At 63.9% G+C, this 13,559-nt stretch carries 13 protein-coding genes; 10 read left to right on the top strand and 3 right to left on the bottom strand.

Annotation, left to right across the window (positions count from 1 at the left end; all coding sequences use genetic code 11):
- Window positions 1-25 precede the first annotated feature (25 nt).
- Entirely contained in the window at window positions 26-1,561 is a 1,536-nt protein-coding gene (locus ACI2KG_RS16260; RefSeq protein WP_400612134.1) for an HDOD domain-containing protein, read from the bottom strand.
- A 130-nt stretch (window positions 1,562-1,691) separates the two neighbouring features.
- Between ACI2KG_RS16260 and motA the strand changes: the two genes are divergently transcribed.
- Both motA and motB read left to right on the top strand, forming a co-directional pair.
- Window positions 1,692-2,543 (top strand): flagellar motor stator protein MotA, encoded by an 852-nt coding sequence (motA, locus tag ACI2KG_RS16265; protein WP_201206913.1) that lies wholly within the window; start codon window positions 1,692-1,694, stop codon window positions 2,541-2,543.
- Window positions 2,544-2,546: 3 nt separating this feature from the next.
- Window positions 2,547-3,593 carry a flagellar motor protein MotB gene (gene motB, locus ACI2KG_RS16270; protein WP_404662556.1) on the top strand — a complete coding sequence of 349 codons (1,047 nt, stop codon included), beginning with the start codon at window positions 2,547-2,549 and terminating at the stop codon, window positions 3,591-3,593.
- Window positions 3,594-3,913: 320 nt separating this feature from the next.
- Here motB and rsgA read toward each other — a convergent pair whose 3' ends face one another.
- Window positions 3,914-4,945, bottom strand: a complete 1,032-nt coding sequence (gene rsgA / locus ACI2KG_RS16275) for a small ribosomal subunit biogenesis GTPase RsgA (RefSeq protein WP_404662557.1) — start codon at window positions 4,943-4,945, stop codon at window positions 3,914-3,916.
- A 115-nt stretch (window positions 4,946-5,060) separates the two neighbouring features.
- Here rsgA and orn point away from each other — a divergent pair, with 115 nt between their 5' ends.
- Together orn and ACI2KG_RS16285 are read left to right on the top strand one after the other, a co-directional pair.
- Complete coding sequence (gene orn / locus ACI2KG_RS16280) at window positions 5,061-5,603, top strand: oligoribonuclease (RefSeq protein ID WP_114170571.1); 543 nt, start codon at window positions 5,061-5,063, stop codon at window positions 5,601-5,603.
- A 91-nt stretch (window positions 5,604-5,694) separates the two neighbouring features.
- Window positions 5,695-6,306, top strand: a complete 612-nt coding sequence (locus ACI2KG_RS16285; RefSeq protein ID WP_003249516.1) for a trimeric intracellular cation channel family protein — start codon at window positions 5,695-5,697, stop codon at window positions 6,304-6,306.
- Between the two features lie 127 nt (window positions 6,307-6,433).
- Here ACI2KG_RS16285 and queG read toward each other — a convergent pair whose 3' ends face one another.
- A complete protein-coding gene (gene queG, locus ACI2KG_RS16290) occupies window positions 6,434-7,498 on the bottom strand; it encodes a tRNA epoxyqueuosine(34) reductase QueG (RefSeq protein WP_404662558.1) in 1,065 nt (354 codons plus the stop codon).
- Window positions 7,499-7,562: 64 nt separating this feature from the next.
- Between queG and ACI2KG_RS16295 the strand changes: the two genes are divergently transcribed.
- The 6 genes from ACI2KG_RS16295 (at window position 7,563) to hfq (ending at window position 13,552) form a co-directional block, all read left to right on the top strand.
- Window positions 7,563-8,423: an NAD(P)H-hydrate dehydratase gene (locus ACI2KG_RS16295; protein WP_404662559.1), complete on the top strand. Its 861-nt coding sequence runs from the start codon at window positions 7,563-7,565 to the stop codon at window positions 8,421-8,423.
- Window positions 8,411-8,884 carry a tRNA (adenosine(37)-N6)-threonylcarbamoyltransferase complex ATPase subunit type 1 TsaE gene (gene tsaE / locus ACI2KG_RS16300; RefSeq protein WP_400612119.1) on the top strand — a complete coding sequence of 158 codons (474 nt, stop codon included), beginning with the start codon at window positions 8,411-8,413 and terminating at the stop codon, window positions 8,882-8,884. Before ACI2KG_RS16295 ends, tsaE begins: the two co-directional genes overlap by 13 nt.
- A gap of 11 nt (window positions 8,885-8,895) precedes the next feature.
- Entirely contained in the window at window positions 8,896-10,326 is a 1,431-nt protein-coding gene (locus tag ACI2KG_RS16305; RefSeq protein WP_400612117.1) for an N-acetylmuramoyl-L-alanine amidase, read from the top strand.
- Entirely contained in the window at window positions 10,326-12,224 is a 1,899-nt protein-coding gene (mutL, locus tag ACI2KG_RS16310; RefSeq protein WP_404662560.1) for a DNA mismatch repair endonuclease MutL, read from the top strand. Before ACI2KG_RS16305 ends, mutL begins: the two co-directional genes overlap by 1 nt.
- Window position 12,225: 1 nt before the next feature.
- Window positions 12,226-13,197: a tRNA (adenosine(37)-N6)-dimethylallyltransferase MiaA gene (gene miaA / locus ACI2KG_RS16315; protein ID WP_404662561.1), complete on the top strand. Its 972-nt coding sequence runs from the start codon at window positions 12,226-12,228 to the stop codon at window positions 13,195-13,197.
- A 94-nt stretch (window positions 13,198-13,291) separates the two neighbouring features.
- Window positions 13,292-13,552: an RNA chaperone Hfq gene (gene hfq, locus ACI2KG_RS16320; protein WP_012274457.1), complete on the top strand. Its 261-nt coding sequence runs from the start codon at window positions 13,292-13,294 to the stop codon at window positions 13,550-13,552.
- Window positions 13,553-13,559: the final 7 nt, after the last annotated feature.

Genomic DNA, 13,559 nt, shown 5'->3' on the forward strand with positions numbered 1-13,559 from the left:
AAGAGGGGCGATTGTAGCGCAAGGCTCAGCCCTTGCGGTTGGCAAACACTGACAGGGCCCGCTCGATGCACTGCGCGGTCTTGCCGAAAGCCTGCACGCTGATTTCGGCCAACGGCCGGCAGCCCTGGTCGGCCACCAGCACCATCAGCACCTGGTCGTTCACTGCCAGCGAGCGTAGCAGCACATGTTCGCTGCGGAACAGCGCGCGGAGCGGGGCGGGCAGCAGGGCCGAAAACTGGCTGTGGTTTTCCGGGGTGATGCGCAGTTGCCCGGCCTGGCTCAGCAGCTTTTGCAGCAGTTTGTTCTGCGACACCTGCAGGGCCAGGGCTCCGGCTTCCTTGGGCAGGCCGGCGACCTGCTGCACGCGCAGGTAGTCACTGGCCTTGTCCAGGCTCAGCAGCATGATGCGTTGCATGCCGCAGGCCAGCAGGGCCTCACGGGCCTGGGTAGCCAGGTGCACGGTGTTGGTGAACGGGCTGGGTTGCGCCAGCAGGTCCTGGCACAGCGTGCGCCAGCGTGCCAGCTCATCGCTGCTGGGGGGCGGCGGGGCCAGCATGTCCGGGTGCGGGCGGCGTTGGTGCCACGGCCAGATCAACGCCTCGGCCGGGTGGAACAGGGCATGTCGGGCATGGCGACGGGCGCTGGCCGCAGCCTGCTGGTGCATCTGTTGCTGCACATCTTCCAGCGAAGTCTGCAGGTACAGTGCGGTCAGCAGTTGCCAGCGCAGCAAGTGCGGGTTGTCCCAGCCAACCTGCGCCGCCAGGGCCAGGTTGTTGGCCAGTAGCACGGTATTGGCCGGCTGGTTGAACCAGCGGCGCAGGCCGGGCTCGGCATCCAGGCGGTGTTGCTGGCTGAGCAGGTCTTCGTCACGGGCGATGCTCAGCACCTGGGCCAGTTGCTCGCGCTCTTCCAGCAGCAGGCGGTAACCCTGGGTGACCCATTGCGGCAGGCGCCAGTACTCGGCCATGGTCTGGCACAGCGCCATGATGCGCACGCCAAACAGTTCTTCCTCGACCTGGGCGGCATCTTCACCCTTGTGGATAACCCGCAATTCCCAGGTATCGAGCAGCTTGGGGTAGGCGAGCGCCAGTGGCCAGAGTGGCGACAGGAACAGCAGGCTGCCCCAGTGAATCTCCTGCCACAGCCGCGCCAGGCGGCTGGCGAACAGGCCGCTGGCCTGCTGCGAGGCATGCTGGCTGATCAGCTGGAACTGGCTGAGTACCGGCGGAATTTCGTCGGCGGGCAACGCTGGCAGGCGCTTGAGCAGCTGTTCGCTGCGCTCCAGGCCCAGGCGGTTGAGGGCAACCTCCAGGCTTTCGGCCGGCTCGGCCAGGCTGGCATTGGTGGGGTGATTGGCTTCGCGCATCACCGACAGCACCAGGGCCGGGCTATCCTGCATCAGTTCGGCGATGTCACGCAGCGAGCGGCGGCTATCGTGGATGGCGGCCATGACCCGGTCGTAGCTGTGCTTCGGAACGGGAATGCGAACACTCTCGAGCAGCTTGACCCAGGCCTCTAGCGTACGCGGAGCCTGAGCGGGCACCTTGGTTTCAATTGGCATTTTGACATCAGTCCGAACTGGCTTTTCGCATTATGTGGCTATAGTCTGGCGCAGTTCTGCCGATAAGTAGAAGAAGAGTTTTAAAGCTCTCGTCTCATCCCCTGACCACGACAGCAAGTGCTTTGAACCTATGGCTAAAATTATCGGCATCATCGTCGTATTCGCGAGCGTGCTCGGCGGCTACGTGCTTTCCCACGGCAAGATCGCGGCGCTGATCCAGCCGTTCGAAGTACTGATTATCGGCGGTGCGGCCTTCGGTGCATTCCTGCAGGCCAACCCTGGCTACATGACCATGCACGTCATCAAGAAGTCGATGAAAATGTTCGGCTCGCGCTTCAGTCATGCCTTTTACCTGGAAGTGCTGGGCCTGGTGTACGAGATCCTCAACAAGAGCCGTCGCGAAGGCATGATGGCCATCGAGGCCGACATCGAAGACGCTGCAGCCAGCCCGATCTTCGCCAAGTACCCGACGGTACTGGCCGATGAGCGCATGACCGCGTTCGTCTGCGACTACCTGCGCATCATGTCCACCGGCAACATGGCCCCGCACGAGCTCGAAGGCCTGTTCGACATGGAACTGCTGAGCATGAAGGAAGAGCTTGAGCACCCGTCCCATGCGGTGACCGGCATTGCCGACGGCATGCCCGGCTTCGGTATCGTCGCGGCGGTGCTGGGTATCGTGGTGACCATGGCATCGCTGGGCGAGGGTGACCAGGCGGCCATCGGCATGCACGTGGGTGCGGCACTGGTCGGCACCTTCTTCGGTATCCTGGCGGCCTACGGCTTCTTCGGCCCGCTGGCCAAGTGCCTGGAGCATGATGCCAAGGAGGAGCTGAACCTGTACGAATCGATCAAGGCCTCGCTGGTGGCCTCGGCTTCGGGCATGCCGCCTTCGCTGGCGGTCGAGTTCGGGCGCAAGGTGCTGTACCCCAAGCACCGCCCAAGCTTCGCCGAGCTGGAACAAGCGGTTCGCGGTCGCTGAGTCATGGAGAACAATCAGCCCATTATCGTCAAGCGCGTAAAGCGCTTTGGCGGCGGCCACCACGGCGGCGCCTGGAAAATCGCCTTCGCCGACTTCGCCACGGCGATGATGGCGTTCTTCCTGGTGCTGTGGCTGATGTCCACGGCCACACCAGAGCAGAAGATCGCTATTGCCGGTTACTTCCAGGACCCGATCGGTTTTTCCGAGAGTGGCACGCCTTATGTCATCGACCTGGGCGGTTCGCCGGAGATGTCGCCAGATAAAACCATCAATCCGGAAGTGAAGACCGAGCCGACGCAGCAGTCCCCCACGCAGCTGAACAAGGACCAGGTCGAGACCATGGCCGAACAGGTCGAGCGCGAGCGCCTGGAGTTGTTGCTGCAAGAGTTGCAGAACAAGGTGGAAGAGAACCCGCAACTGCAGAAGTTCAAGGACCAGATCCTGTTCGAGATCACTCAGGACGGCTTGCGTATCCAGATCATGGATGCCGAGAACCGGCCGATGTTCGACATTGGCAGTGCGCGCCTGCAGCCGTACTTCGAGGACATCCTGCTGGCCATGGCCGACACCATCAAGGCCGTGCCGAACAAGATCAGCGTCAGCGGCCACACCGATGCCAAGCCCTATGCCGGCACGGGCGAGTTCGGCAACTGGGAGCTGTCGGCCAACCGTGCGAACGCCGCGCGCCGTGCGCTGGTAGCGGGTGGTTACCCGGATGGCCAGGTAGCGAGAGTGGTGGGTTACGCCTCGTCGTCGCTGTTCGACCGCAAGAACCCGTTCAACCCGGTAAACCGCCGCATCGACATCATCGTGTTGACCAAGAAGGCCCAGCGCAACATCGAGGGTGAGCAGGGTACGCCGGAGGCGCCGGCCAACGAGCCTGCTGCACCGCCGGCCAGTGGTGGTGCGCCGGGGGCTGCGGCACCCGCTGCGCCAGCAGCCCCGGCGGCCGGGGCTGATCAGGCGCCGATGCAGCCGCGTGAGCTGCGCCAGAAGCTGAACATCTTCGAGGATGGGACTTTGAAGATGGATGAGGCTAAGGAACAGTAAGCCCTTCGGGGTGTTCGCCTTGATACTTGTAGCGCCTGTGAGTCAGAGCGCCGCCCGCGCGGCGCTTCGCGGCACAAGGCCGCTCCCACATCTGTTTCGGGCCAGTTATTCCTGCTTCCTCCACACTCGCCCCCTGGGTGCATGGCTGAAGATTGCAGAAAAGCTCAGGCGACACCTTCAATATTGAGGGGAACAAACAAGGCGCACGGCGGTGACCTCACAGGAGTGACTGGCCTGAAATAGATGTGGGAGCGGCCTTGTGCCGCGAAGCGCCGCGCGGGCGGCGCTCGATCTCTCAGGCAACACAAATGCCAAACCGATCAGTAGCTGTCTTCCGTCAGGCTGGCGATGATCGAACGGTAACTGTTCATGCGTTGCGGCTTGATCCGGCCATCTTCCAATGCCTTGAGCAATGCACAGCCGGGTTCGCGATCATGCTTGCAGTCGCGGAAGCGGCAGGTGCCGAACAGGTCGCGGAACTCGATGAAGCCGTCTTCCACGTCATCGCGGCTGACGTGGCCCAGGCCGAACTCGCGAATGCCCGGCGAGTCGATCAGGTCGCCGCCATTGGGGAAGTGGTACAGGCGCGCTGTGGTGGTGGTGTGCGTGCCCTGGCCCGACCACTCCGACAGGTCGCCGACGCGGGTGCCGGCGTCTGGCAGCAAGCTGTTGACCAGCGACGACTTGCCCACCCCCGACTGGCCGACGAACACGCTGATGTGGCCGTCCAGCTGTTGCTGCAGGCGTTGCATGCCGTCACCGTGGTGCGCCGAAACTTCCAGCAGCGGGTAGCCCAGTTCGCGGTAGACCTCCAGCAGCGCATGCAGGCCAGGGCCGTTTTCGTCGTTGATCAGGTCGGCTTTGTTCAGCAGCAGCAGTGGGCGCAGGCCGGCGTGCTCGGCTGCTACCAGATAGCGGTCGATCAGGTTCGGGTGCGGCTCCGGGGCCGGTGCGAAGACGATCACGATCAGGTCGACGTTGGCGGCCACCGGCTTCAACTGGCCATGGTTGTTCGGCCGGCACAGTTCGGTGCTGCGCGGCATTTGCGCGACAATTACGCCGATGCCCTGGTTACCCGCGCGCCACACTACACGGTCGCCGGTAACCAGCGCTGGCAGGTTGGCGCGCAAGTGGCAACGGAACACCTGGCCCGCTGTTTCGCCTTCCTGGGCTTCAACCTCTACCTGCACGCCGAAGTGTGCAATGACCAGGCCCAACTGCTCCGGCCCCAGGTCACCACCTTCCAGTTCCTGCAGCGCGTGCTGCTCGCGTTTGGCGGCGCGAGCGGCGCGCTCACCCTGGATTTTTTCGATCCGCCAGTTCTGGCGGCGATTGAGCTGGCGTTTGGCCATGAAAGTACCGTGAGAGTGGCCCGGACGGGGCATTGAAAACGGCAGGCAGTTTAGCACGCCGGGCTTTTCACGCAGAGCCTAGGCTACTATGAGGGCCTATATGAGGAGTGCCTGCATGCAAAACCCACAGAACCTGATCTGGATCGACCTGGAAATGACCGGCCTAGATCCGGACAGCGACGTCATCATCGAAATGGCGACCATCGTCACTGACAGCCAGCTGAACACCCTGGCCGAAGGCCCGGTGATCGCCATTCACCACAGTGACGAAGTGCTGGCGCGCATGGATGAGTGGAACACCCGCACCCATGGCGCTTCCGGCCTGACCCAGCGCGTGCGTGAAAGCAAGGTCGGCATGGCCGAAGCCGAGGCACAGACCATCGCCTTCCTCGAACAATGGGTGCCAAAGGGCAAGTCGCCGATCTGCGGCAACAGCATCTGCCAGGACCGCCGCTTCCTGTACCGCCACATGCGCAACCTGGAAAACTACTTCCACTATCGCAACCTGGATGTCTCCACCTTGAAGGAACTGGCTGCGCGCTGGGCACCGGACGTGCGTGACAGCTTCAAGAAGGGCAATACTCACCTGGCACTGGACGACATTCGCGAATCGATCGCCGAGCTGCGCCATTATCGCGAGCACTTCATCAAGGTATGAGCCGAAACGGCGCAGATATTGTATCTGCGCCCCCTTTTGGTGCCTTGGGCAACTGGTTAGACTGCGCGCCTTTCTCGCACGGACCCGCACCATGTTGTTGATGCTCTACCTCATCGCCATCACCGCCGAAGCCATGACTGGCGCGCTGTCTGCCGGGCGTCGCGGCATGGACTGGTTCGGCGTGGTGCTGATCGCCTGTGTCACCGCCCTGGGCGGCGGCTCGGTGCGCGACGTGCTGCTCGGGCACTACCCGCTGACCTGGGTGAAGCACCCGGAGTACCTGGTGCTCACCAGTTTTGCCGCGCTGCTGACCATTTTCATCGCGCCGATGATGCGCCGCCTGCGCTCACTGTTCCTGGTGCTGGATGCCCTGGGGTTGGTGGCGTTTACCCTGATTGGCTGCATGACCGCGCTGGAGATGGGGCAGGGCATGCTGGTGGCATCGATCAGCGGGGTGATCACCGGCGTGTTTGGCGGGATCTTGCGCGATATTTTCTGCAACGACATCCCACTGGTATTCCGCCGTGAGCTGTACGCCAGCGTGTCGTTCGCGGCCGCGTGGTTTTATCTGGGCTGCGTGTATTTCAAGGTGCCGGCGGAGCAGGCCATGCTGCTGACCTTGTTTGGCGGGTTTTTGGTGCGCTTGCTGGCGATTCGTTTCCACTGGGAAATGCCCAAGTTTCATTACAACGACCAGCAGTGAATGGGTGGGCTGCTTTGCAGCCCAATCGCCGGCAAGCCAGCTCCCACAGGTACTGCATCAGGCCCGAGGCCAGTGGAAACCCTGTGGGAGCTGGCTTGCCGGCGATTGGGGCGCACAGCGGCCCCAGCTATTGAATGCCATGCCTGGCCAGCGCCCACTCCACATGCTCGCGCACCAGCTCCGACGCATCCTCGCGCCGTGCCTTCAGCGCCTCGATCACCGGAATGGTCGACGGCGCATTGCCCAACCCCACCGCCAGGTTGCGCAGCCAGCGCTCATACCCCGCCCGGCGCAACGGCCCGCCTTCGGTCTTGCGCAGGAACGTGCGCTCATCCCACAGGAACATCTCGGCCAGCTCGGCATTCTCCAGCCCGTGCCGTGGCTGGAAGTCCTGCTCCTGGCTGTGTTTGGCGAAGCGGTTCCACGGGCAGACGATCTGGCAGTCATCACAGCCAAACACCCGGTTGCCCATCATTGAGCGCAATTCGACGGGGATCGGGCCGCGCAATTCGATGGTCAGGTACGAGATGCAGCGCCGCGCGTCCAACACATAAGGCCCGACAAACGCCTGTGTCGGGCAGATGTCCAGGCAAGCGGTGCAACGCCCGCAGTGCTCGCTGGTGGTGGCGTCGTCCACCGGCAACGGCAGATCGACAAACAGTTCGGCCAGAAAGAAATAGCTGCCGGCCTTGCGGTTGAGCAGCAGGGTGTTCTTGCCGATCCAGCCCAGCCCGGCCTGCTCGGCCAAGGCCTTTTCCAGCACCGGGGCACTGTCGACGAAGGCGCGGTAACCGAACGGGCCGATGGCTTCCTGAATACGGTCAGCCAGGAACTGCACGCGCTTGCGCACCAGCTTGTGGTAGTCGCGGCCCAGGGCGTAGCGCGACACATAGGCTTTTTCTGGCTGCGCCAGGCGTTGGGCCATTTGCGTGTCGCCGGGCAGGTAGTCCATGCGCAGCGAGACCACGCGCACCGTACCGGGGATCAACTGGTCGGGGTGCGAGCGTTTGCTGCCGTGGGCGCCCAGGTACTCCATTTCGCCCTGGTAGCCGGCGTCGAGCCAGCGTTGCAGGTGGTGTTCGTGTTCGCCAAGGTCGACCCCGGCGATGCCAACGTGGGCAAAACCGAGTTCCTGGCCCCAGATCTTGATCGATTGGGCCAGTTGGGCGAGGTCAGGCGTTGAGGCGGACATGGATGGGCAAGGCAATACGGGCTCAGGTGCGTATAATTCTGCCAGACATTGGAGCCTTTGACCTATGCCGCAGACCAAACACCCCGGCAATGCCCCGCAACTGCTCAGCAGCGTGACCGTCGCGCACCTGCCGGCACGGCATGCGCAGGCCCATAAAGGCGACTTTGGCCATGTGCTGGTGGTCGGTGGCGACCTCGGCACCGGTGGCGCTGTGCTGCTCAGCGCCGAAGCCGCCCTGCGTTGCGGTGCCGGGCTGGTCAGCGTGGCAACCCGGCCCGAGCACGTGGCCGCCAGCCTGGCGCGGTTGCCAGAGGTCATGTGCCTGGGCGCCAGTTCGGCCAACCAGCTGATGGGCGTGCTCGAACGCGCCACGGTGCTGGTGGTAGGCCCCGGCCTTGGGCAGGCGGCGTGGGGCCGTAGCCTGTTGTCGGTAGTGGCCAACGCCGAGCGGCCGCAGGTGTGGGACGCCGATGCCCTGAACCTGCTGGCGCGTACCCCGTTGGCCCTGCCCAGTGGCAGCATCCTTACCCCGCACCCGGGCGAGGCGGCGCGGCTGCTGGGCATTTCCACCGAGGCGGTGCAGGCCGACCGCCCGGGGGCGGCACGTAAGCTGGCGCGCCGTTACAACAGTGTCTGCGTGCTCAAGGGCGCGGGTACGCTGGTGGCAGACCCGGGCGGCCAGTTGATGCTGTGCGAGCGCGGCCACCCAGCGATGGCCGGCGCCGGCCTGGGCGATGTGCTGACGGGCGTGCTGGCGGCACTATTGGCCCAGGGGCTGGACGCCTGGAATGCGGGCTGCCTGGGCACCTGGCTGCACGCCTGTGCCGGTGAGCGCCTGGGGGTAAAAGGTAGAGGCCTGGCAGCCAGTGATCTGGCGCCGGTCATTCGTGAGTTGTTGGAGGAGCATTCTGCGTGTCTGGCTTAAATCTGTTTCTGGCCGATGAAGCGGCCACGGTTGCCTTCGGTGCAAAAATGGCCGAGGTGACCGGCGGTCGCGGTGTGATTTTTCTTGAAGGCGACCTGGGGGCAGGCAAAACCACGCTGTCGCGTGGCCTGATCCGCGGCCTGGGCCATACTGGTGCAGTGAAAAGCCCGACCTTCACCGTGGTCGAACCCTACGAGATTGGCGAGGTCCGAGCTTTTCACTTCGACCTGTATCGCCTGGTCGATCCGGAGGAGCTGGAGTACATGGGCATTCGTGACTATTTCGAGGGCGACCCGTTGTGCCTGTTCGAGTGGCCACAAAACGGTGCGGGCGTTTTGCCAAAGCCTGACCTGACCATTACCATAAGCCCCCAAGCGGGCGGACGCTCGCTGAACCTTTCGCCGCAGGGGGCTCGCGGCGAGGCCTGGTGCGTGGCACTGGCCGAACACTATAAACAGTAAGTGGGGTAGGTATGCGCATACGCGCACTGGTCGCCATCGTTGGGCTGCTGCTGACAACGGTGACCGTTGACGCTCTGGCCGTCACTCAAGTCAAGAGCATGCGCCTGTGGCGCGCGCCAGACAACACGCGGCTGGTCTTCGACCTGTCTGGCCCCGTGCAGCACAGCGTCTTCACCTTGAGCGCGCCCGATCGCCTGGTCATCGACATCAATGGTGCGACCTTGGCCGCGCCGCTGAACGTGGCCACCTCCAACACGCCGATCAGCAGCGTGCGTTCTGCACAGCGTACGCCGACCGACCTGCGCGTGGTGGTCGACCTGAAAAAGTCGGTCACCCCGAAAAGCTTCACCCTGGCGCCCAACGCCCAGTACGGCAACCGCCTGGTGGTCGACCTGTACGATCAGGAGGCCGATGCCATCGCGGCCACTGCGCCTGCTCCGGCGCCGGCCCCGGTGCAAACGCCCGCGACCACGCCTGCCGTGCCTGTGTCGCCGGCCCAGCCAGCCATCAAGCTGCCACCGGTGCCAAGCGGCAAGCGTGACATCGTTGTCGCCATCGATGCCGGTCACGGTGGTGAAGACCCGGGGGCGTCCGGCTCGCGCGGCCAGCATGAAAAAGACATCGTGCTGCAGATTGCCCAGGAGCTGCAGCGCCAGATCAACAGCGAAAAGGGCTTCCGCGCCGAGCTGACCCGTACCGGTGACTACTTCATCCCGCTGCGCAAACGCACCGAGATTGCCCGTAAGAAGGGCGCCGACCTGTTCGTTTCGATCCACGCCGACGCTGCGCCATCCAAAGCTGCATTTGGTGCTTCGGTGTTCGCCCTGTCCGACCGCGGGGCCACCTCCGAGACAGCGCGCTGGCTGGCAGACACGGAAAACCGTTCCGACTTGATCGGTGGTGCCGGCAACGTCAGCCTCGACGACAAGGACCGCATGCTTGCGGGCGTGCTGCTCGACCTGTCGATGACCGCCACGCTCAGCTCCAGCCTGAACGTCGGGCAAAAGGTGCTGGGTAACATGGGCCGCATCACCTCGCTGCACAAGCAGCGCGTGGAGCAGGCAGGCTTCATGGTGCTGAAATCGCCGGATATCCCGTCGATCCTGGTCGAAACCGGGTTCATCTCCAACGCCAACGAGGCGGCCAAGCTGGCCACGCGCAGCCATCAGCAGGCGCTGGCCCGCTCGATCCATACCGGTGTGCGTCAGTTCTTCCAGCAGAACCCGCCACCAGGCACCTACATCGCCTGGCTGCGTGACACCGGCAAGATTGCCGCCGGCCCCCGTGAACACACGGTGCGCCCTGGCGAAACCCTGGCGATGCTCGCCGTGCGCTACCAGGTCAGCGTGGCCAGCCTGCGCAGCACCAACAGCCTCAAGACCGATGAGCTGAAGGTTGGCCAGCGCCTCGATGTACCCGCCACCACCCTGGCCTCGCAATAATGAGTGGTGGTTCGCGCATTCAGCTGCTCAGCCCGCGGCTGGCCAACCAGATTGCCGCCGGCGAAGTGGTCGAGCGGCCAGCGTCTGTGGCCAAGGAGCTGCTGGAAAACAGCCTGGACTCCGGCGCCCGGCGCATCGATGTGGACGTGGAGCAGGGCGGCGTCAAGCTGCTGAAGGTGCGGGACGATGGCAGCGGTATTTCTGCCGACGACCTGCCATTGGCCCTGGCCCGTCACGCCACCAGCAAGATCCGTGAGCTGGAAGACCTTGAAGGCGTATTGAGCCTGGGCTTTCGTGGCGAGGCCCTGGCCTCGATCAGCTCGGTGGCACGCCTGACACTGACTTCGCGCACTGCCAGTGCCAGCGAAGCCTGGCAGGTGGAAACCGAGGGGCGCGACATGCTCCCGCGGGTGCAGCCGGCGGCGCACCCGGTGGGCACTTCGGTGGAAGTCCGCGACCTGTTCTTCAATACCCCGGCACGGCGCAAGTTCCTCAAGGCCGAGAAAACCGAGTTCGATCACCTGCAGGAAGTGATCCGCCGGCTGGCGCTGGCGCGTTTCGATGTCGGCTTCCACCTGCGTCACAACGGCAAGAGCATCCTCAGCTTGCACGAAGCCCACGACGAAACCGCCCGTGCGCGGCGCGTGGGCGCCATCTGCGGCCCGGGCTTCATGGAGCAGGCGCTACCGATCGATGTCGAGCGCAACGGCCTGCGCCTCTGGGGCTGGGTAGGTTTGCCGACGTTCTCGCGCAGCCAGGCCGACCTGCAGTACTTCTTCGTCAATGGCCGTGCGGTGCGCGACAAGCTGGTCGCCCACGCCGTGCGCCAGGCCTACCGTGACGTGCTGTTCAATGGCCGGCACCCGACGTTCGTGCTGTTCCTGGAGCTGGAGCCCAACGGCGTCGACGTCAACGTGCACCCGACCAAGCATGAAGTGCGTTTCCGCGAGGGGCGCTCGGTACACGACTTCCTGTACGGCACCTTGCACCGTGCCCTGGCCGATGTGCGCCCGGAAGACCAGTTGGCCGCGCCTGCTGCTCTGCCTGAGGCGATCCGCCCGACAGGCCAGCAGGCCGGCGAGTTTGGCCCGCAGGGTGAAATGCGCCTGGCTTCACCGGTGCTGGAGCAGCCCCGAGCCCCACAGTTTTCCATTTCCAATGGTGGCAGTGGCGCGGGTTATCAGTCCCAGTACAGCCCGCGGCCGTCCCAGCCGCTGCCAGCAGCCGAAGCGCAGGCGGTCTACCGCGAGTTCTACAAACCCATGGACGATGGCGTGGCTGCGCCTTCGGCGTTACCCGAAAGCCAGGGCGACATCCCGCCGCTGGGCTATGCCATGGCCCAGCTCAAGGGTATCTACATCCTGGCTGAGAATGCTGTCGGGCTGGTGCTGGTGGACATGCACGCCGCCCACGAGCGCATCATGTACGAGCGGCTGAAGGTGGCCATGGCCAGCGAAGGCCTTAGCGGCCAGCCGCTGTTGGTGCCGGAAACCCTGGCCCTGAGCCAGCGCGAAGCCGATTGCGCCGAAGAGCATGCGCAATGGTTCCAGCGCCTGGGCTTCGAGTTGCAGCGCCTGGGCCCGGAAACCCTGGCAATCCGCCAGATCCCGGCCTTGCTCAAGCAGGCCGAGGCCAACCGCCTGGTGCAGGATGTGCTTGCCGACCTGATGGAATACGGCACCAGTGACCGTATCCAGGCGCACCTCAACGAGCTGCTCGGGACCATGGCCTGCCACGGCGCCGTGCGCGCCAACCGGCGCCTGGCCATTCCCGAGATGAATGCCCTGCTGCGTGACATGGAAAACACCGAGCGCAGCGGTCAGTGCAACCATGGCCGCCCTACATGGACCCAGATGGGCCTGGACGACCTGGACAAACTTTTCCTGCGCGGTCGATGAAATGAGTGGCAAGCCCCCTGCAATATTCCTGATGGGCCCGACGGCGGCCGGCAAGACCGACCTCGCCATCGAACTGACCAACGTGCTGCCGTGCGAGCTGATCAGCGTCGACTCGGCGCTGGTCTACCGCGGCATGGACATCGGTTCGGCCAAACCGTCGAAAGAAATCCTCGCCGCCCACCCGCACCGGCTGATCGACATTCGTGACCCGGCCGAGAGCTATTCGGCCGCGCAGTTCCGCACCGATGCCCTGGAGGCCATGGCCGAGATCACTGCGCGCGGCAAGATCCCGCTGCTGGTCGGCGGTACCATGCTCTACTACAAGGCCTTGATCGATGGCCTGGCCGACATGCCCGCGGCCGATGCCGCGGTGCGCACCGAGCTGGAGGCCCAGGCCGAAGCGCTGGGCCTGGCCGAGCTGCACCGGCAGCTGGCCGAGGTCGACCCGGTGTCGGCGGCGCGCATTCACCCCAACGACCCGCAGCGGCTGATCCGGGCGCTGGAGGTGTACCGGGTGAGTGGCGAGAGCATGACAGCGCATCGTCAACGTCAATTCGCGGAAAGTCGCGGCGCAGACGCAGGCGCTGACGGGCATTTGCCCTATACTGTCGCCAGTTTGGCGATTGCTCCTACAGATCGTCACATTTTGCATCAGCGAATTGCGTTACGATTTTCGCAGATGCTGGAACAGGGCTTCGTTGACGAGGTCCGATCGCTGCGAGCCAGAAGTGACTTGCACGTCGGGCTACCGTCTATACGGGCAGTGGGTTATCGGCAAGTCTGGGATTACCTGGACGGCAAGCTGACTGAGAATGAGATGCGTGAACGCGGTATCATTGCAACCAGGCAGCTGGCCAAGCGGCAGTTCACCTGGTTGCGTGGCTGGCCTGGCGTACACTGGCTTGACAGCCTGGCCTGCGACAATCTGTCCCGCACCTTGAAATACCTTGGGGCCATCTCCATATTGAGCTGAGTCCCTGCTGATTGCCGTCTATTCTTGCGAAGGGGCGGCCTAATTTATCGATTTTATTGATTTTCTATTATTTATCCTTACAGGAGTGCGGCATATGTCAAAAGGGCATTCGCTACAAGACCCTTACTTGAACACCTTGAGAAAAGAAAAGGTCCCGGTTTCCATCTACCTGGTCAACGGCATCAAACTGCAGGGCTCGATCGAATCGTTCGACCAGTTCGTCGTGCTGCTGAAGAACACCGTAAGCCAGATGGTCTACAAACACGCCATTTCGACCGTGGTGCCGGCCCGTCCGGTCCGCCTGCCAAGCCCGACCGACGGCGAACATGGCGACAGCGAGCCAGGCAACGCCTGATAGGAGC

This window comes from Pseudomonas sp. NPDC089407, from assembly GCF_044900445.1.
Lineage (GTDB): Bacteria > Pseudomonadota > Gammaproteobacteria > Pseudomonadales > Pseudomonadaceae > Aquipseudomonas.